This window comes from Chryseobacterium sp., from assembly GCF_019236175.1.
In the GTDB taxonomy this organism is placed as follows: domain Bacteria; phylum Bacteroidota; class Bacteroidia; order Flavobacteriales; family Weeksellaceae; genus Chryseobacterium.
Window position 1 is genome coordinate 18,855 of the sequence record NZ_JAFAJM010000019.1, and the last position, 20,310, is coordinate 39,164.

Consider the following 20,310-nt stretch of genomic DNA (forward strand, 5'->3'; position numbering starts at 1 on the left):
TCACTCTTTTATACTTTAGAATTAAGATCTATATGATCATGTATCCTTTGTACAAAAATCAAGAACTATGAAGCAATTACTTACAATCTCTATACAAAAGAGGTGGCTTATGCTTGCCCTCTTCCTTTTATTAGGTTTTTTCGGATATTATTCCTGGACCAAATTATCCATAGAAGCTTATCCTGATATCGCCGATGTAACTTCACAGGTGGTAACACAGGTTCCGGGGCTGGCTGCCGAAGAAGTGGAACAACAGATCACCATTCCTCTCGAACGATCTCTGAACGGGCTTCCGGGAATGCATGTCATGCGAAGCAAAAGTACTTTTGGACTGTCCATTATTACGCTGGTCTTCGATGACGGGATAGACGATTACTGGGCAAGACAGCGTATTCAGGAAAGACTCACGGATGTCACACTTCCTTATGGTGCACAACCCGGGCTTGATCCCCTTACCTCTCCTATCGGCGAAGTCTATCGTTATATTATCGAAAGTAACAATCACAGCCTGCGGGAACTTACAGATCTACAGAAGTTCGTGATTATCCCGCGTATTAAACAGGTTTCAGGAATTGCTGATGTTACCAATTTCGGGGGAATTACCACTCAGTTCCAGATCGAGCTGGATCCTCATAAACTCGAACAATATGGTCTTTCGTTATCTGAAGTGACCGAAACTATTTCCAAAAATAACGTCAGTGCCGGCGGAAGTATGCTTCCCCGAGGAAATCTGGCATATGTCATCCGGGGAATAGGGCTGGTAAAAGATTTAAATGATCTTGGAAAAATTGTGGTAAAAACACAAAACGGGGTTCCGGTTTTCCTGAATGATGTAGGTACTCTGAAGTACGGAAATCTTGAGAGAAAAGGGATTCTTGGCTATACAGACAGAAAGCGAAATTATTCTGAAAGTGTGGAAGGAATTGTACTTCTGCTCAGAGGGCAAAATCCTTCACAGGTACTGGATGGAGTCCATCAGGCTATTGAGGAATTAAATAATGAAACATTACCTCCGGGGGTAAAAATTCATCCGTTTCTGGACAGAACGGATCTGGTAAAAACAACCCTTCATACCGTCTCCCATACCCTTACTGAAGGAATCGTTCTGGTCATTATTGTATTGATCGTATTCCTTGGAAGCTGGCGTGGTGCCCTTCTGGTTGCTATTACAATTCCGCTGTCCCTGCTGTTTGCATTTATTCTGATGCATTTTACAAATATACCGGCTAATCTTCTTTCATTAGGAGCCATTGACTTCGGAATCATCGTAGACGGCGCCATTGTTATGCTGGAAACTATTCTGAAAAAAAGAGAAGAAGATCCGGAAGAAGCCCTTGAAGAGAAAACGATTACCCAAAGAGTCATCGAAGTTGCCAAACCTATTTTCTTTTCCACCATTATTATTATTACAGCTTATCTTCCGCTGTTTGCATTCGAACGTGTTGAGAAAAAAATGTTTACTCCAATGGCATTTACGGTAGGCTATGCCTTATTCGGAGCTCTTGCCGTTGCATTGATTCTTATTCCGGGGCTGGCTTATGTCATCTATCGTAAGCCACAAAAGATCTACCACAACAAATGGCTGGAAAAAATAAGTAATGCATATGGAAAAAGAATAGAAAAGATTATGCAGACTCCTAAAAAGGTAATGATTCCGGTAAGTATCGTACTGATATCGGCAGGAATTCTCTCTTATACCGTAGGAAAAGATTTCCTTCCTGAGCTGGATGAAGGCTCCATCTGGCTGCAGGTACAACTGCCACCGGGTATTTCTTTAGCCAAATCAAAAGAAATGAGCGATACTCTTCGGGCCCGAACACTCAAGCATAAGGAAATTACCTACATGATGATTCAGGCAGGACGTAATGATGACGGAACCGATCCATGGACCGCTTCCCACTTTGAGGTTTCCGTAGGAATAAAACCTTACAGCGAATGGCCTGCCGGAAAAACAAAAGCCGATCTGATTAAAGAGCTTGCTGCTGATTATAAAAATATGCCCGGATTCACTGTAGGTTTTTCACAACCGATGATTGACGGAGTAATGGATAAAATCTCCGGAGCCCATAGCGAACTGGTTGTAAAAGTATATGGAGAAGATTTCAAAGAAACCAGAAGAATCGCTGAGAATGTGTTGTCAACTTTAAATAAAATTCCGGGGTCTGCAGATCTGGCCATCGATCAGGAACCCCCTTTACCTCAGCTGCAGATTATTGCTGACAGAGATAAAATCGCCCAGTACGGACTGAACGTTGCCGATGTGGCAGACCTTATTGAAGTAGCATTGGGAGGAAAAGCTATTTCTCAAATCTTTATCGGCAATAAAGTATATGATATTTCCTGCCGGTATACAGAAGACAGCCGTGATACTCCGGATAAAATCGGAAATCTGATGCTGACCTCAGCTTCCGGAGCCAAAATTCCTTTATCACAGGTAGCAGAAGTAAAATTAAGCACAGGTGAGAGTACCATTACCCGAGAAATGAATAAAAGGCACCTTACCGTAAAGCTGAATTTAAGAGGTACCGATCTTTCTTCCTTCCTGAAAAAAGCTCAGGACAAGATTGAAAAAGACATTCAATATGATCACGAAAAATACCAGATTAAATGGGGCGGACAGTTTGAAAACCAAAACAGAGCCTATTCCAGACTGGCATTCATCGTTCCGTTAGCACTGGCTATTATGTTCCTGCTATTATATGGTGCTTTTGGAGACTTCAGACAGGCCTTGGTACTTATGTCTATTGTTCCTTTGGCATTATTCGGAGGGATGCTGGCGCTCAATATACGCGGAATGTCTCTTAATGTATCCTCAGCCGTAGGCTTTATCGCATTATTCGGAGTGGCTATCCAGAACGGAGTGATTATGATTTCTCATATTAATGATCTTCGTAAAAAAGGATATGAACTTAAACATGCTGTAACTAAAGGAGCCAGAGACCGTTTCAGACCAGTACTGATGACAGCAACCGTTGCCGTGATCGGGCTATTTCCGGCTTCTCTGGCTACAGGAATAGGTTCGGATGTGCAGCGTCCTTTGGCAACGGTAATTGTGTACGGATTAATGTTCTCTACTATTTTAACCCTGTTCGTTCTGCCTGCCATTTATTTTATGGCAGAAAGCCGTAACAAAAAACAAAATTTGGAATCAGATGAAAATTAAAGTTCATTTTATCATCATATCTGCTGTTTTGCTTGGCATGACAGGCAGACTCAAGGCTCAGGAGAAAGAACTTATCCGTTTTGATGAATATCTGAGTCTTGTCGGAAAAAACAACCTCGGATATGCAGCTCAGAAGTACAATGTAAGTATGGCAGATGCCGCCATTCAGACTGCAGGTATGTTTCCGGACCCTCAGCTGGAAATGGAAACAACCAATAACGGTGTGAATCAAAACATGGGCTATGTCTATGGTGCTTCCCTTGGCTGGACACTGGAAATGGGAAGAAAAAGGAAAGCCAGAATCAACCTCGCCAGAGATCAGTCAGAGCTGAGCAAAACCCAATTGCAGGATTTTTTCAGAAATCTACGGGCAGATGCCGGTTTAGGCTATATTGACGCATTAAAATCCAAAGCACTTCTGGAAGTGCAGCAGGACTCCTATAAAAATATACTGCAACTTGCCAAGTCAGACAGTATCCGGTACCGGTTGGGAACCATATCTCTGGTTACTTCAAAACAGAGTAAACTGGAAGCAGCTTCTTTACTCAATGAAGTATATCAGGCTGAAAGCGCCGAACAACAGGCTTTAACCAGCCTGTCAGTATTTCTTAGTGATAATAAAATCACCGGTAGAGATGTAGTGGGGGATTTCACTGCTTTCAACAGAGATTTCAGCATTGATGAACTTATCGTTCATGCATTAAATGAAAGAGCAGATTTACTGGCTGCCAAACAAAACACACAGGTTGCCAAAAGCCAGATCAGTCTTGAAAGAGCGAACCGTAAAATTGATTTAGGAATCAGTGCCGGCGCAGAGCGTCATACCGAAGCGACCAATGAAATCGCTCCCTCACCTACTGTAAATGCAGTAAAACTGGGAGTCAGCATTCCTTTAAAATTTTCCAACAGGAGAAATGCAGGTTTAAAAATTGCAGAAATGGCCCATAGCCAGGCAGAAATTGAATACCAGCAAATCGAACAGAGCATACGGGCAGAGGTGATGCAGGCTTACCAGCAGTACATCGCAACCCAAAAGCAGGTAAAGCAATTTCATAACGGAATGCTTACCGAAGCCAAAAGTATACTGGAAGGAATCACCTACAGCTATAAAAGAGGAGAAAGCTCTATTCTGGAAGTATTAAATGCACAGAGAACCTATAATGGAATAAGAAAAGATTATTATCAGGCTCTTGCAGATAATGCTACTGCCTTAATTGAACTTGAAAGAAAAGCGGGAATCTGGGATATTGAATTCTAGAAAAAGCCTAACCTTTTTAAAAAGCCCTGAGATCAATTTGATTTCAGGGCTTTTATTATTTTATATATTGTAACTCATAAATTCCAATCCATTCTTCCGGAGTTATTCTCCGGCTCAGCTCGGCAATTAAATCAAAAGGGATATCTTCCGGCTTTTTAAATCTGACACAGGACTTTCCCATATTCAGTTTTTTTTTGGAATGCTTTGGATATTCAGCAACAAACCATTCAAGAAGCCCAGGGCCGGAATAGAGCCCCATATGATACAATGCGATAAAATTTTTCTGTGAAGCAAGATTAATAAAAGGCAGAGGAGTATTTGCCGTACAATGATACCCTGCAGGATATGTTTTCAAAGGAACAGCCCAGCCTATCATCCCGTAACTTGTTGTTTCTTCAAAACCTTCCGGCAGATTGTCATTCACAGTATCAAACAGTTTTCTGAAAGCCTTTTGCCTTTCTTCAGGGATCTTCGAAATATAGTCTTCAACAGAGTCGGATGAAATTTGCATTTTCAGTAAAGTTTTAGAGGTTTAAATTAATAAAAATCCGGGAGAATAAAGTATAAAAAAGCAGCAGTATAATAACATACTGCCGCCCCCACTTATTCACATTAAAAAAATTATTTTTTGATTGCTTTTACAGTAGATTGAGTCCCGTCTTTAAAGTGAAGGGTCACAAAATATAATCCTGAATTCAGCATATTGAGGTTGAGTTCTTTTAGAGGTCCGTCGACAGTTTTTATGATTCTGCCGGAAACATCAGCAACCGTAACGGTTTTCACTTCTCTGTTATCCGATATAAAGAGAATATCCTTAAACGGATTCGGATGAACTTCTGCTTTTCTAACCTGCCCCTTCACTTCTGAAGTACTCAGATTAGCATTTTCAACCGTGAAATCATCTACATAAAAATTATAATCGGCACTATCATAGTTGGTTCCCGAAGTTCCATAAAAAGCGAATACGGTATTGGAACCGGTGTATCCCGTTAATGTATAGGTATAGGCATTGGATGTATTGGACGGGGTATTGTTTGCATCCCATGTCTGCAGGATTGTCCAGGTATTTCCGCCATCATTTGAAACGATAAAATGAACTATATCATCGGAACCCATCTGTGAAGCGGCTGTTCCCGAATATGTTGTTATTCCGTAATTGAATTTCACTCTGTAATTACCTGCAGAAAGATCAAAAGGTACTGTTTTAATCCAGCCTGTTCTGTTGGTACTGTATAAGTTCATATTGGCTGATCCGTTCGTGGCTCCGTTTAAGAAGTTGCGCTGAAACCAGTATGTTGAGGTTCCTGTAGGTCCGGTAGCAGGACTTCCTCCAGAAACAGAGGTCTCCCAACAGGTCCCCGGAAAGACGGTAAAATCATTAGTGTAAGCAGGCACTACTGCTCCGCATAATGTGGTAAAACTTTTTGGGAATGACCAGGCGCTCTGGCCGGTTGTCGTACTGCAATGTGTTCTTACCCAATAATAATACGTTGTACTTGGAGATAAGTTCACCAGCAAATTTGATGTTCCGGTTACATTTGAAAAATTAGGGATGGTACTGCCTGTAGGAGTTGTCGGGCTTGTACTGTAATAAATATCATGACTTACGGCCTGTGTTCCTGCAGGAACAGTCCATGAAATCTGTGCAGAATTGGCAGTAACGGTTCCTGTGTTGGCCAGTACCGGAGCTAAACAATCGGTATAAGCTTCTGCTGAAAAGGCAAATATATTGGCTACTCCCGCGCTGTTGGTTTTGGTAATGGTAACACTCTGAATCGGTTTTGCCTGATTGGCTGCATCAATATTCAATACCGTCTGATATAATCTGGGATTGGTTGAATTGGGTTCCAGTGAATCTGTGTTTCTAAGAATTCTCCCTATTCCCTGAATGGCAAAATTACTTCCGTTATACCAGTCTGAAATACTTTGTCCTGTGAAGACCTGAGTTGTATTATCCGTAAAAGTCACGGTAATATTGACGGTAGATGTTCCGCTACCACTGGTGGAAAGCATATATAATTTAAAAGCCGCTACGGGATTCGTAAATACCAATGTTCCTGTATTGCTTCCCGTAGTATTGCTATTGATTCGAAGGGAATTGTTTCCGCTTAAATTTCCCAGCTGAAAGCTTAGCCCCGGTGTTGAAGCTACTGCTGAATTAATAATTCCGTTCGTGGGTAAACCGTAAGTAAGATCGGCACTGGTGGCAGTCAGTTTAAAATCTCTTGACACAAAATTGTAGGAAACTCCGTCAACATCTGTTGTGGTAGAAGTCATAGAAGACCCGATTCCGTTGGCGATGACGTCATCGGTATATCCGGACTGAACCGGCATTGTCTGAAAATTTTGCCCTATCAGAGCAGAAGCAGAAAACAGAGCAATAACAGGAATTGCTCTAAAAAATAAATCTATTGTCATTTTATTCACATTTGAACGGTAAATTAAGAAAAATATTAATATAAAAAGAATATTTTTAATAAATATTCAATATTAATTCTGTTTAATGCTAATATTCACTATTTACCCATTTAAATTATCATGCCCGTAAAAGAAGAAATATAACCCTATGAGCCCCTTCTTCTTAGCGCTTAATTTTATTATTGGGAAATTAAATCTTATTTTTGTCATACAAATTTTTTAAACAATGCCGAATATTTCAAACAGAGCACTGCACATGCCGCCATCGCCGGTAAGAAAACTAGTTCCTTTTGCATTACAAGCAAAACAAAAAGGAATAAAAGTATACCACCTTAATATCGGGCAGCCTGATATTGAAACTCCGGAAACAGCTTTAAATGCTTTAAAAAATATTGATTTAAAAGTATTGGAATATGCGCTTTCTGAAGGAAATATAGAATACAGAAAAGCCCTTACTGAATATTACCATTCTTTAGGTTTTTCAGATTTAACTCCTGACAATTTCATTGTTACCAACGGAGGTTCTGAAGCTCTTAACTTTGCCATCTCTACTTTATGTGATGAAGGTGATGAAGTGATCATTCCTGAGCCTTATTATGCTAACTACAATGGTTTCACCAGCACATTTGATGTTAATGTAGTAGCTGTCCCTTCTACAATTGATACGGGTTTTGCCCTTCCGCCTGTAGAAGAATTTGAAAAGAAAATTACAGAAAAAACAAGAGCAATCATTATCTGTAATCCGGGTAACCCGACAGGATACCTGTACACTCGTGAAGAATTACAAAAACTTGCTGAGATTGCTTTAAAATATGATATTGTTATCATTTCCGATGAAGTATACAGAGAATATGTATATGACGGAAAACAGCAAATTTCTATGCTTGACTTCCCTGAACTCAGTGAAAATTGTATCATCATTGATTCCGAATCCAAGCGTTATTCTATGTGCGGAGTAAGAATCGGATGTATGGTAACCCGTTCGCAGAAGATTCGTAATGCAGCGATGCTTTTTGCTCAGGCAAGATTAAGCCCTGTTCTTTTAGGACAGATTGCTGCAACGGCAGCTCACCAGAATGACGGACCTTACATCAGAGCCGTAAGAGAAGAATATACCCACAGAAGAAACATATTGGTAGACCTGCTTAATGCAATCCCGGGAGTTATTTGCCCTAAACCAAAAGGAGCGTTCTACTGTGTTGCTGAGCTTCCGGTAGACGATACAGAGAAATTTGCCCAGTGGTTACTGGAAAAATATTCCCTGAATAACGAAACTATTATGGTAGCTCCTGCAGGAGGATTCTACAGTAATCCTGAATTAGGTAAAAAGCAGGTAAGAATTGCTTATGTCCTGAAAGAAGAAGATTTAAGAAAAAGTGCCGAAATTCTTAAAGAAGCTCTAAAAAAATACAGAGAAGAATTTAGCCTGTAATTCATATGATGCCGACAACAAAAAACATACATCTGAAAATCCTGTTTTCGATCTTTTTGCTGTCGGCATTATTTTCCTGTGATCAAAAAAAAACGGTAAAAACCATCACCCCTAAAAATCCGGACGGAATTACTTTTATCAGTGTATCCAATATCGGCGGAAGTCTTGGTCAATACAGGATTATCAAAATAACAGAAGACTCCATTGTAGCAGAAAAAGGAATTACATCCAACAAAACCCATACAGAATGGGCTTCCGCTATCAATACCAATACATGGAAACAACTTATATCTTCTATCCGTACTGGAGATCTGGATGATATAAAAAGTTCTCCAAGTCAACAATCTGTAGACGGAATGGATGAAACTTTTCAGATACGTACTCCTAAAAAATCACATATCTATGTCAATTCTTATGTTGATACCCTTCATTACAGGCAATTTCAACTGCTTAAAGAACAGATAGACAACATTCTCCCAAAAGAATATCAATAAAACATGCAAGAAAATTTTTCCTTAAAACCTTACAATACATTTGGAGTTGATGCCAGAGCTCAGTACTTCAGTGAGGTCAACACTATTGCAGCATTAAAAGAAGCCCTTCATTTTGCAGATTCCCAATCTCTCCCACTTCTTTTTTTAGGAGGCGGAAGTAATATTCTGCTGACGAAGGATTTTAAAGGCCTTGCCATTAAACTGAATTTAAAGGGAATCACTGAAAAAAATATCAGTGACAATGAAGTTCTTGTCACGGCAAATGCCGGAGAAAACTGGCATGAATTCGTTTTGTATTGCCTGCAAAAAAATTACGGCGGACTGGAAAACCTTTCTTTAATTCCGGGAAATGTGGGTACTTCTCCTATGCAGAATATCGGTGCATACGGAACTGAAATCAAAGATATTTTTGTCAGCTGTAACGTTCTGGATCTTGAAGACAATGAAGTGAAAACATTCGGTCTTGAAGATTGCAGATTTGGTTACAGGGATTCTATTTTCAAGCAGGAAGGAAAAGACAGATATGTTATTCTGGAAGTGAGTTTTAAATTAACCACAAAAAATCACCTTATTAAAACAGCATACGGAGCCATTACTTCTGAACTGCAAAATATGGGGATTGAAAAACCCACTATTCAGGATGTTTCTCAGGCAGTCATCAACATCAGACAAAGTAAATTGCCGGATCCTAAAGTCATTGGAAATGCCGGTAGCTTTTTCAAAAACCCGACCATTCCCTTAGCTCAGTTTGAAATATTACAGCAAAAATTTGAAAACATTCAGGGATATCCTAACGGAGATAAAGTGAAAGTTCCCGCCGGATGGCTGATTGAACAATGCGGCTGGAAAGGAAAACAAATCGGAAATGTAGCTTCTCATAAATTGCAGTCACTGGTTATCATCAATGCAACAGGGGCAGCTACCGGAAAAGAAATTTTTGATTTTTCTACCGAGATTATCAATTCGGTAAAAGAAAAATTCGGGATAGAACTCGAACGGGAAGTGAATATCATGTAATATAAAAACAGGAAGGCTGATTCGGGAGTGAAACAGCCTTTTTTTATTTTTATAAAATATTTATATCAGCTTTTTAATGTTAAAACAACAGGCCCCCTTACCCACTTCAAAATCAAAATCCACCTGATACTTATAAAATCATTATTTTAGCTGAAAAATACAGCACAGCATGAAGATAGCAATCTTAGGAGCCGGAAATATGGGGCTTTCTTTTTCAAAATCATTTTTAAAATACGAATTGATCAAACCGGAAAACCTTCATCTGATTATCCGGAGTGCTTCTAAAATTGCTAAAATATCTGAGGATTTCCCTAAATCCAGAATTTCCACCTTTGAAGAGGTAAAAGAGCTTGATGCAGATCTGATCATTATTGCAGTAAAACCACAGGATTTCCAGCATGTAGCCCAAAATATACAGTTCAGAGTAAAGGAAAACCAAATGGTACTCTCTATAATGGCGGGAATCAATATTGAAAAAATTCAAAAATCCTTACAACATCCTCTTGTCGTAAGGGCAATGCCCAATTCTCCTACCCTTTTAGGCATGGGGATTACAGGATATACTGCCGCAAGCGGCATTTCTTTCAGCCAGTTAATCAATATTGAAAGACTGCTCAACAGTACAGGAAGATCGGTTTATTTAGAAAATGAAGAACTTTTAGACGGGGTCACTGCTCTTTCAGGAAGCGGACCTGCCTATTTCTACTATATTATTGATGCCATGATTAAGGCCGGGATCGAAATGGGTATTGAAGAAAATCTATCCAAACTATTTGTAAAACAAACCATGCTTGGAGCCTATCACCTGATCAACAATTCCGATAAAAGCCTGGAAGATCTGATCAAAGATGTTGCATCTAAAGGCGGAACTACGGAAGCTGCTTTGAAGACATTTGAAGATAACGGTTTTAAAGATATTTTAAAACAGGGAATTCTGAATGCTGAAAAACGAGCTCAAGAGCTCAATCATTAATTTTTTTTTTCAATCATCTTTTTTAATAACCACCCTAAATACACCCCAAAAGTATTCAGGAGGATATCATCTACCTCAAATATTCCCATTCTTGTAAAATACTGAAGAGCCTCCACAATTACAATAGAGGAAACAAAAGCAATAAGTAAAGCTTTTATTTCCTGCAGTTTTGGAAAAAGCCATCCCAGAAAACCGAAAGGAATAAACATGATCACATTCCCTGAAACAATCATAACAATATCCTGCCACCGCTGTACTCCCTGAATAAACCTGATGGTAGAAAAAACAGGCTCTACCGTAATCAGATTATCTTCATACTGAAATCTGCCCATCCCCAGAAACATCAGGTAGAGCAAAAATAAAGTATAGGGTATAATGATGACTTTATAAAGTTTCTTTAACATCGGATGCTAATATATTCATTTCAAAAACATTAAATTTGTATATTAAAAATATTTAATGAAATACGTTTTACTTACACTTATTTCAGCAATGCTGCTGTCGGTTTCATGGCCTACTTACGGAGTTCCGTTTTTTATTTTTTTCGCACTCGTTCCTCTTTTAATGATGGAACATGGAATTTCAAAGTTTTCAGATTATAAAAGGAAAAGCTGGGTGATTTTTGGTTTATCTTACCTTTGTTTTGTTATCTGGAATATCGTTACTACAGGATGGTTGTATGGTTCAAAAAACCCTGATGGCAGTCATTCCATGATGGCGGTAGTATTCCCGGTTCTTGTTAACGCTCTCCTGTATTCTCTGGTTTTCCAATGTTATCACTGGTATAAAAACGCACAGGGAACATATTGGGGATTGGCTTTTTTAATTGCGATCTGGATGAGTTTTGAAAAGTTCCATCTGGGATGGGAACTGACATGGCCATGGCTGAATTTAGGAAATGTATTTTCCGAATATCCCAAACTGATTCAATGGTATGATACGCTTGGAGCTACCGGAGGAAGCTTCTGGATTCTACTGATCAATGTTTTAATTTTCTATACATTGCGAACCTGGGAAGCCGGAAGGAAAAGAAAAGACCTGATCAGAAATTCGTCTATCGTTATCGCTTTAATCGGCCTTCCGATGATTATTTCATTAATCAAATACAATAATTTTGATGAGAAACCATCCGGGCAGGTAAATGTTTTAATGCTACAGCCGGATCTTGATCCTTATGCAGAAAAATACTCCAAAGACAGCATCAGTATTGAGAATGATCTGCTGGCCCTTGCCGAAAAAAATGCCAAAGGACAAATTGATTATTTTATTGCTCCTGAGACAGCACTTCCCGGAAGAGGCTCCATCTCTGAAACCGGATTTGAAAAAAGCTTCCTTCTTAATAATATCAAAGAATTTCTGGTAAAGCATCCCGGTTCTGTTTTTGCAACGGGAATTTCATCCCACCATCTCTATTTTGATCCGGCTCATTTACCTAAGGAAGCTTACCAGGTGAATCAGGGAGTTTGGGTAACCAGTTATAATACGGCCATACAGCTGGCTCCTAATCAGAAAACACAGGTTTACCATAAAGGAAAACTTGTTCCGGGTGTTGAAATTTTTCCATATATGGGCGTTCTTAAACCTATTTTAGGAGATGCAATGCTAAACTTAGGAGGCACGGTAGCCTCATTAGGTACCGATAAGGAAAGACTGGCATTTTCTAACCCTTACAACAAAGGCAGGCTGGCTCCCATCATCTGTTATGAAAGCATCTACGGAGAGTTCGTAACCGATTATGTTAAAAAAGGGGCTAATTTCTTAGGGATTATGACCAATGATTCCTGGTGGGGAGTTACAGAAGGGCATAAACAACTTTTATCTTATGCCAGGCTGAGAGCCATTGAAACCCGAAGAGAGATTGCCCGCGCCGCAAACAGTGGTATTTCTGCACATATCAATGCAAAAGGAGAAGTAGAGGCTGATACTTTTTATGGAGATCAGACTACTTTATTTGCAAAAGTAAACCTTTATGATACCATGACGTTCTACACAAGAGCGGGAGATCTTCTTTCAAGATTTTCAATATTTGCTTTAGGTTTTTTATTATTTTATTTCCTTATTAAAAGGTTCCAGAATAAAATAAAAAAAGCATAATATTCATGCTTTAAAATCTGTAGAAAATTTTCTTCCGGATTTTCCGGACTGAATATAAATTTCTTATCATAAAAAAGAAAAGCCGGCTGGACGTCCGGCTTTTCTCATGATAGAAGATAGAATTGATTCAATTACTTAATCGTAAGCTTCTTGGTGGTTATTTCGTTTTTTATCTTCAGTTTTAATACATAGATTCCTTTGGGTAAATGAGAAACATCGACAGACTGATCTCTGTTTACAACAATATTTACTTTCCTTCCGTCTATTGAATACATTTCTGCTTCTGAAATTTTGTCTCCTTTGATATATATTTTTTCAGAAGCCGGATTCGGATATACAGCCAGTTCATTTTTAGCACGAACATCACTTGTCCCCAATGTACTGTTTATCACAGAAGGGCTGGAATAGGCTTTAGAAGCATCAATGGACTTTACACTCCAGTACACATTCTGAACAGAAGGGTCCAGATCCAGATACCATGAAGGAGTTGTTACCATATACCGTGCAATATCTGACGTCCCTTCTGTTGTTCCTACACTGATCTCATAACGAAGTGCAGCGACCGGCGTTTTATCATCCGTGGCTCCGCTCCATACAAAATTAAAGCGGTTTCCGTTCTTTGTCAGACTAAGATGTGTGGGAGGAGCAGGTTTTGCATTCGTTTCTGTAGAAGTATTCTTAAAAACTTTAGTTAATGAAGGCATATAAGAATTTGACCAGTCGAATCCGCTTAATAAAATATCAGGATGATTATCATTATTTAAATCAAAGAGCTGAACAAGTCCGGGACCTCCCAGATGAGATATTCCTGTCGGAACAGATTCCGTAAATCCCTGCCCGTTTACATTATATAAGTACGTCTTTATCATCCCGTTATAGTTTTCATTTCCTGAAATGATAAAATCATAATAGCCGTCATTATTCAAATCTCCCACACTTACGGATGCATCGGATAGATCCGGCATATTGATAGGATGGGCAGTTAACACTCCGGTTCCGTCATTCATTAAAACAGCAAAATAGCCGTTATCGTTTTCATCTTTTCCTGTCACTACAATATCCTGAAAGCCGTCAGCATTAAAGTCCGCAAAATCAATCTTACCACTTATCAAAGGTTCAAAATCCTGTGACTGTACCAAAGTTCCTCCCTGATTGATATAAACTCTGGAAACAGGAGATCCGGAAATATCAGATCCTATAATGACTAAGTCTAAAAGGTGGTCATTATTGAGATCCACTATTTTAAAACTTCCGTTTTGAGTTCCATCCACCCAATTTTCAGTCATATCAAAACCTGAACCTGTATTCTTGTAAAAATCAAGGGTATTTCTGAAGCCTGCTCCGTGAGAGTACTGGGTTCCGTTAAGGGCATAATCTGGTTTTCCGTCATGATTAAAATCGAAAACTTCCATAGAACCATAAATTTTCCCCTGCATTTCGTTTTCTTTTATAAACCCGGTTCCTGTATTTCTAAAGCGGTATTGTTTGTAGTTGACAATATCCATATAGCTGAGACCTGTGGAAATAATATCCTGAAGACCGTCATTATTATAATCAATAAATTTTATATCTCCCAGATGGGTTACATCTACTCCAAGATCAGCATATAAAGACAAAGTCCCGTTATTATTTTTATATACTTCATTATAGGTTGTATCCACATATCCGTCACCATCAGAATCTAATGCTCCATTGAGTACAATATCCTGGGTTCCGTTCTTATCCATATCTCCGAAATCAGCAGCAGCATAATAGAAATTTTTCATACCGGTCTGTATTTCAGTAAAACTCTGTGCGGTTATCCCAATTGGAATCATAGACAATAGAATATAAATTCTCTTCATATTATTTTTATTTAGATTAATTAAAAACAAAGATAAAATATTAAATTAATCTGGCCTGAAAAAGCATGTATGAAATATATCAGCACCGCTTAGAGGCTGTATTCGGGGAATTCGGCTATTTTAAAATCAATATTATCAATCAGTAAGTTATTTGCAAATATTTTCCAAAAGATTTGCCTATCTAAAAAATTCTTCGTTATTTTGCACTCTCAAATATTATACAAATAAGAACATCGAGATATGTCAAGAATTTGCCAAATAACAGGAAAGCGTGCAATGGTTGGTAACAACGTTTCTCACGCTAATAACAAAACGAAGCGTCGTTTTGAAATTAACTTATTGGAGAAGAAGTTTTACCTTCCGGAGCAAGATAAGCACGTAACACTGAAAGTATCAGCTCATGGATTGAGAGTGATTAACAAGATTGGAATCGAAGAGGCTCTAGAAAGAGCTGTAAGAAACGGATTGATTAAAAAGTAATTGAATCATGGCAAAAAAAGGAAATAGAGTTCAAGTAATCCTTGAATGTACAGAGCACAAAGAAAGCGGTATGCCGGGAATGTCTAGATACATTTCTACAAAGAATAAAAAGAACACCACAGAGAGATTGGAATTGAAAAAATACAATCCTGTTCTTAAGAGATCTACCCTTCACAAAGAAATCAAGTAATTTATAAATATAATTTACAATGGCAAAGAAAGTAGTAGCAACCCTACAAACCGGGTCTAAAAAAATGACCAAAGTGGTGAAAATGGTGAAGTCTTCTAAATCAGGAGCTTACGTTTTCGAAGAAAAAGTAATGAATGCTGATGAAGTAGATGGTTTTTTAAAAAAATAATCAATACTTTATTTACAATATAAAAAACTACTCATATTTTGGGTAGTTTTTTTTTATTTTTATGCTGTTAAAGACATAAAAATGAAATCGTTATTTATTTTGATTTTAGGTACCTCTTTTTTCTGTATAATTTCTGCTCAAAATATCAGCACAGATAAAGGCATGGTACTGACTGTTCTTGGAAATGTACAGGATGCAGGCTCACCACAGGCGGGCTGTAAAAAAAGCTGTTGTGCAGACCTCTGGAAACATCCCAGGCAAGACCGGAAGATCATCTCAATGGGAGTGATAGATTACGATTTACAGAAAAACTATATTTTTGACAGCAGTCCTGATTTCACCTCACAGCTTCAATTATTACAAGAAAAATCCGGTACATTGGGCAAAACAGCTCCGGACGGAATTTTTATTACCCATGCCCATATCGGCCATTATACAGGTCTGATGTTTTTAGGAAGAGAAGGTATGAATTCTAAAAATGTTCCGGTTTATGCTATGCCGAGACTTAAGAAGTATTTTGAGAATAACGGACCCTGGTCACAATTGGTCCATTTAAAAAATATTGAGGTTCGGGAAATGAAAAATGAAATTCCCTTGAAAATAAGCCCTCGCCTTCAGGTCACCCCTATTGAGGTTCCTCATCGGGATGAATACTCTGAAACGGTAGGATACTTAATTCAGGGCCCTCATAAAAGAGCAGTATTTATCCCTGATATTGATAAATGGAACACATGGAAACATAACATTACAGACATTATTAAAAAGGTTGATTATGCATTTTTAGACGCTACGTTTTATGATGCAGAAGAAGTAGACTTTAGAGATATCTCAGAAATCCCCCATCCATTTGTGACAGAGAGTATGAAGCTATTTAAAAATTTACCTTCTCAGGAAAAAAAGAAAGTTTACTTTATTCATTTTAATCATACAAACAAACTTTTAGTTCCGGATAGCCAGCAGACTAAAACGGTTCTGGCCAATGGTTTTAATATTGCAAGACTTGGAGATACGGTAGAATTATAATTTTAAAATAAGAAAAACATTAACAGTGCAACTTGTATAAAGTAGACAGGCAGTCCATATTTTATATATAATGTCAAAAAAACACTCATTTTTTGGGTAGTTTTTTTGCTATCTTTGCTCACCAGATTATTAATCAACAAAATATGAAAAAGATTCTTGTTCTGGTATGTACAGTGACTTTTCTATTTTCATTCAGTCAGAAAACAATGAATTCTGTAGAGTATAAAAGTTCATCAAAAGTTTTCAACATTAAAGGATTATCACAGTCGGTAAGTATAGATTGCGGCAGTTCTAAAATGATTTTATTATCGGGACAGGTTCCTTTGGATCCGGAAGGGAATCTGGTTGGAAATACTGTAGAAGATCAGACACGTCAGATTTTCAGAAATATCGAAAATATCCTGAGAGCATATGGAGGTACAGGCAAAGATATTATAAAGATGGGAATTTTTGTAACAGACATTTCAAAAGTGTCCGACTTCAGAAAAGTCAGAGACGAATATATCAATCTTGAAAATCCTCCTGTAAGCAGCCTTGTAGAAGTGAACAAACTTTTCAAAGAAGGGGTGTTAATAGAAGTAGAAGTCACAGCAGTGATTAAAAATAAATAAGAATAAACTAAAACTATGAGTTGGTTTAAAAATATTTTCAAAAAAGAAGAAAAAGAAACTTTAGACAAAGGGTTGGAAAAATCCAGCCAGGGTTTCTTTGAAAAGATGACGAAAGCCGTAGTCGGTAAAAGTAAGGTAGATGACGAAGTACTTGATGATTTGGAGGAAGTGCTGATTGCATCTGATGTAGGCGCCTCTACCACTATTAAAATCATAGAAAGAATTGAAGAACGTGTTGCCAGGGATAAATATGTCGGAGTAGGTGAATTAGATCAAATTCTTCGTGATGAAATTTCAGGACTCCTTCTTGAAAATCCGCACGCAGGAACGGGAAACATCGATACCTCCAAAAAACCTTATGTCATTATGGTCGTTGGAGTAAACGGAGTCGGAAAAACTACGACAATCGGGAAACTGGCCCACCAGTTCAAATCGGAGGGTAAAAAAGTAGTTCTAGGAGCTGCGGATACCTTCAGAGCAGCAGCGGTTGATCAGCTCACCATATGGAGTGAAAGAGTAGGTGTTTCTATCGTAAAACAGGAAATGGGTTCGGATCCTGCGTCAGTAGCATTTGATACGGTACAAAGTGCTGTAGCTCAAAATGCAGATGTGGTGATCATTGATACAGCCGGAAGGCTTCACAATAAAATCAACCTGATGAACGAGCTTTCTAAAATCAAAAGAGTGATGCAAAAGGTAATTCCTGATGCTCCTCACGAAATTCTTTTGGTTCTTGACGGTTCCACAGGGCAGAATGCATTTGAACAGGCAAAACAGTTTACTGCCGCTACAGAAGTAAATGCTTTGGCAGTTACAAAACTAGACGGAACAGCCAAAGGAGGTGTTGTTATTGGAATTTCGGATCAGTTTCAGATTCCGGTGAAATACATTGGCGTTGGTGAAAAAATGCAGGACTTACAACTTTTTAATGGTACAGAATTTGTAGATTCATTTTTCAAGAAAAGATGATTTATATCATGTTTTCCCTTATCTTAGTAAACAAATCATTTTAAAATATTAACACTTAAAAAATTTGCAACTATGGGAATATTAACATGGATCTTATTCGGTCTTATTGCAGGTGCAATCGCTAAAATGATCATGCCCGGTACACAGGGAGGCGGTTGGCTGATTACTATTATCCTGGGAATTCTGGGAGCTTTTGTAGGAGGCGCTATAGGAGTTTACATTTTACACTGGGGAGATGTCACCTCATTCTGGAATCCGAAAAGCTGGATTCTTGCCATCGGAGGAGCATTAATCATTCTCTGGATTTATGGAATGGCAACGAAAAAAAGTTAACACGAATAAAAAATAAAATCCCGGATCTGAATTTCAGATCCGGGATTTTTGTGTACAATATAATTTAGTTAGTCGATTTTAATCTGGTAGGGCATTGCCATTTTTATTTCAGACTGAAGTTTTTTGTCTGTGATCTGTTCAAGGATTTCATAGTTGGCTTTCCCAATCTTACTTTTGATAATTCTTGCCGAAACATCTTCTTCATTAAAGTCTTTAAATATCTGCTCAAACGGAGACATCTTCTTAGGGAAAGAGTCTACATAATAAGATTTCAGTCCGGCTTTTTGAGCTGCAAATTTAATTGCATCATGAAGAGTTCCTAAATTATCCACAAGACCGATCTCTTTAGCACGAACTCCGCTCCATACTCTTCCTCCTCCTACATTATCAATCTGCTCGAAAGTCTGCTTTCTGTTTTGAGTAACAAAGTGTACGAACCTTTTATACGTTCCTTCCACCCCTCTTGTCATCATATTCACACCGTATGGCGTTACCCCGTTCAATCCCGAATAATACATAGAATTGGCATTGGTAGCCACAACATCTGCACGAATTCCGTTTTTATTAGCAATATCTTTATAATAAGGTATTACCCCGAAAACTCCGATAGATCCTGTAAGTGTATTCGGTTCTGAATAAATTTTATCTGCTGCCATTGCAATATAATATCCTCCGGAAGCTGCATAATCTCCAAAAGAAACAATCAAAGGCTTTTTCTTTTTTAGCTGCTGAAGTTCAAATAAAATTTCATCGGAAGCATTTGCGCTTCCTCCCGGAGAGTTAATTCTTAACACAACGGCTTTTACTTTTTCGTCTTCCTGAAGTTTTTTAATATACTTCACATATTTTTCAGAATAAATATCATTATACCCGTCTCCGTTATTAATAGAACCTGAAGCATACAATACAGCTATTTTTTCTCCCGACTGATCATCATCCTCATAAGAGCTTATGTATTTAGCTAATGAAATTTTATTTAATTTTTCTTGGTCTTTTAAACTTAACTTAGATTTAATAATATCTTCATACTCTCCTTTCTGAATGAGCTTATCGGCAAGTTTATATTTTAATCCCAATTCAGGAATCATTCCATATAAACTATCCACAACCATCTTAAACTGTGTTGTGTCTATCTTTCGTGAAACAGCCATTTTGTGGGAAGTATTCTTCCAAAGGTCATTTAAAAGTGTACTCAGTTGTTCTTTATTTTCAGGAGAAATATCATTTCTTAAAAAAGGCTCTACTGCAGATTTAAATTTCCCGTGACGAATCACCTCAATCCCGATTCCGTATTTATCTGCAAAGTCTTTAAAGAAAGTCACTTCGGTAGCTAGACCTTTCAGCTCAATTCCTCCCGCTGGATTTAAATAATATTTATCCGCCACGGATCCTAAATAATAAGCAGATTGCGAAACACCATTTCCGTAAGCGTATACAAACTTTCCGCTTTTTTTGAAATCTTCAATAGCATTTCTGATATCATCAATCTGGGTAAGTCCTGCATTCAGATCATCAGCCTCGATACTTATCCCTTTGATATTATCATCTGTTTTAGCTTTATTGATAGCTTCCAGTACATCATACAAAAGAACGCTTTTATTCTGGTTACTGATTCCGAATAACCCGTTCTCCTCTTCAGTAGGACTATCAATAATATGTGTCTTTAAATTAATCGTAAGAACCGAATTCTTTTTCACTGTTACAGACTTATCACTTCCCATAGAACTGAATACAAGCATCACAATGAAAAAGACGAAAAATAAAGCGCAAAGTATTACAATTGCAACTATATTTGCCAAAACATTTTTAAAGAAACTTCTCATAAATTCAATCAATTTTTCT

General features: G+C 38.1%; 19 protein-coding genes. 14 read left to right on the forward strand and 5 right to left on the reverse strand.

What is annotated here, in order from left to right:
• Positions 1-67: 67 nt before the first annotated feature.
• Positions 68-3,163 carry a CusA/CzcA family heavy metal efflux RND transporter gene (locus tag JO178_RS16320; protein WP_291938171.1) on the forward strand — a complete coding sequence of 1,032 codons (3,096 nt, stop codon included), beginning with the start codon at positions 68-70 and terminating at the stop codon, positions 3,161-3,163.
• Positions 3,153-4,421: a TolC family protein gene (locus JO178_RS16325; protein ID WP_291938173.1), complete on the forward strand. Its 1,269-nt coding sequence runs from the start codon at positions 3,153-3,155 to the stop codon at positions 4,419-4,421. Before JO178_RS16320 ends, JO178_RS16325 begins: the two co-directional genes overlap by 11 nt.
• A 55-nt stretch (positions 4,422-4,476) precedes the next feature.
• On the opposite strand, the gene JO178_RS16330 is transcribed toward JO178_RS16325, so the two are convergent.
• Both JO178_RS16330 and JO178_RS16335 read right to left on the reverse strand, forming a co-directional pair.
• Positions 4,477-4,932: a DUF1801 domain-containing protein gene (locus JO178_RS16330; protein WP_291938175.1), complete on the reverse strand. Its 456-nt coding sequence runs from the start codon at positions 4,930-4,932 to the stop codon at positions 4,477-4,479.
• Between the two features lie 110 nt (positions 4,933-5,042).
• Positions 5,043-6,839, reverse strand: coding sequence for a T9SS type A sorting domain-containing protein (locus JO178_RS16335; protein WP_291938177.1), 1,797 nt, complete (start codon positions 6,837-6,839; stop codon positions 5,043-5,045).
• Between the two features lie 226 nt (positions 6,840-7,065).
• Here JO178_RS16335 and JO178_RS16340 point away from each other — a divergent pair, with 226 nt between their 5' ends.
• The 4 genes from JO178_RS16340 (at position 7,066) to proC (ending at position 10,755) form a co-directional block, all read left to right on the forward strand.
• Entirely contained in the window at positions 7,066-8,271 is a 1,206-nt protein-coding gene (locus JO178_RS16340) for a pyridoxal phosphate-dependent aminotransferase (RefSeq protein WP_291938179.1), read from the forward strand.
• A 5-nt stretch (positions 8,272-8,276) separates the two neighbouring features.
• Entirely contained in the window at positions 8,277-8,765 is a 489-nt protein-coding gene (locus JO178_RS16345) for a hypothetical protein (RefSeq protein ID WP_291938182.1), read from the forward strand.
• 3 nt (positions 8,766-8,768) lie between these two features.
• A complete protein-coding gene (murB, locus tag JO178_RS16350) occupies positions 8,769-9,782 on the forward strand; it encodes a UDP-N-acetylmuramate dehydrogenase (RefSeq protein WP_291938184.1) in 1,014 nt (337 codons plus the stop codon).
• A gap of 169 nt (positions 9,783-9,951) precedes the next feature.
• Complete coding sequence (gene proC, locus JO178_RS16355; protein WP_291938186.1) at positions 9,952-10,755, forward strand: pyrroline-5-carboxylate reductase; 804 nt, start codon at positions 9,952-9,954, stop codon at positions 10,753-10,755.
• On the opposite strand, the gene JO178_RS16360 is transcribed toward proC, so the two are convergent.
• Positions 10,752-11,159 (reverse strand): VanZ family protein, encoded by a 408-nt coding sequence (locus JO178_RS16360; protein WP_291938187.1) that lies wholly within the window; start codon positions 11,157-11,159, stop codon positions 10,752-10,754. The two genes, proC and JO178_RS16360, sit on opposite strands and share 4 nt — an antisense overlap.
• Before the next feature lie 55 nt (positions 11,160-11,214).
• Here JO178_RS16360 and lnt point away from each other — a divergent pair, with 55 nt between their 5' ends.
• Complete coding sequence (gene lnt, locus JO178_RS16365; protein ID WP_291938189.1) at positions 11,215-12,849, forward strand: apolipoprotein N-acyltransferase; 1,635 nt, start codon at positions 11,215-11,217, stop codon at positions 12,847-12,849.
• Between the two features lie 131 nt (positions 12,850-12,980).
• Here lnt and JO178_RS16370 read toward each other — a convergent pair whose 3' ends face one another.
• Entirely contained in the window at positions 12,981-14,693 is a 1,713-nt protein-coding gene (locus tag JO178_RS16370) for a T9SS type A sorting domain-containing protein (protein WP_291938191.1), read from the reverse strand.
• Positions 14,694-14,933: 240 nt separating this feature from the next.
• On the opposite strand from JO178_RS16370, the gene rpmB reads away from it, so the two are divergent.
• The 7 genes from rpmB to JO178_RS16405 all read left to right on the forward strand — a co-directional run bounded on the left by rpmB (position 14,934) and on the right by JO178_RS16405 (position 18,468).
• Complete coding sequence (gene rpmB, locus JO178_RS16375; protein WP_007841810.1) at positions 14,934-15,173, forward strand: 50S ribosomal protein L28; 240 nt, start codon at positions 14,934-14,936, stop codon at positions 15,171-15,173.
• A gap of 7 nt (positions 15,174-15,180) precedes the next feature.
• Positions 15,181-15,363 carry a 50S ribosomal protein L33 gene (gene rpmG / locus JO178_RS16380; RefSeq protein WP_027373683.1) on the forward strand — a complete coding sequence of 61 codons (183 nt, stop codon included), beginning with the start codon at positions 15,181-15,183 and terminating at the stop codon, positions 15,361-15,363.
• Between the two features lie 19 nt (positions 15,364-15,382).
• Positions 15,383-15,532: a DUF4295 family protein gene (locus tag JO178_RS16385; protein WP_065395045.1), complete on the forward strand. Its 150-nt coding sequence runs from the start codon at positions 15,383-15,385 to the stop codon at positions 15,530-15,532.
• Between the two features lie 81 nt (positions 15,533-15,613).
• Positions 15,614-16,555 (forward strand): MBL fold metallo-hydrolase, encoded by a 942-nt coding sequence (locus JO178_RS16390; RefSeq protein WP_291938201.1) that lies wholly within the window; start codon positions 15,614-15,616, stop codon positions 16,553-16,555.
• Positions 16,556-16,698: 143 nt separating this feature from the next.
• Positions 16,699-17,166 (forward strand): RidA family protein, encoded by a 468-nt coding sequence (locus JO178_RS16395; RefSeq protein ID WP_291938203.1) that lies wholly within the window; start codon positions 16,699-16,701, stop codon positions 17,164-17,166.
• A 15-nt stretch (positions 17,167-17,181) separates the two neighbouring features.
• A complete protein-coding gene (gene ftsY, locus JO178_RS16400) occupies positions 17,182-18,135 on the forward strand; it encodes a signal recognition particle-docking protein FtsY (RefSeq protein WP_291938204.1) in 954 nt (317 codons plus the stop codon).
• A 72-nt stretch (positions 18,136-18,207) separates the two neighbouring features.
• A complete protein-coding gene (locus JO178_RS16405) occupies positions 18,208-18,468 on the forward strand; it encodes a GlsB/YeaQ/YmgE family stress response membrane protein (protein ID WP_291938205.1) in 261 nt (86 codons plus the stop codon).
• A gap of 68 nt (positions 18,469-18,536) precedes the next feature.
• Here the strand turns inward: JO178_RS16405 and sppA are convergent, their stop codons facing one another.
• A complete protein-coding gene (gene sppA, locus JO178_RS16410) occupies positions 18,537-20,291 on the reverse strand; it encodes a signal peptide peptidase SppA (RefSeq protein ID WP_291938207.1) in 1,755 nt (584 codons plus the stop codon).
• Positions 20,292-20,310 lie beyond the last annotated feature (19 nt).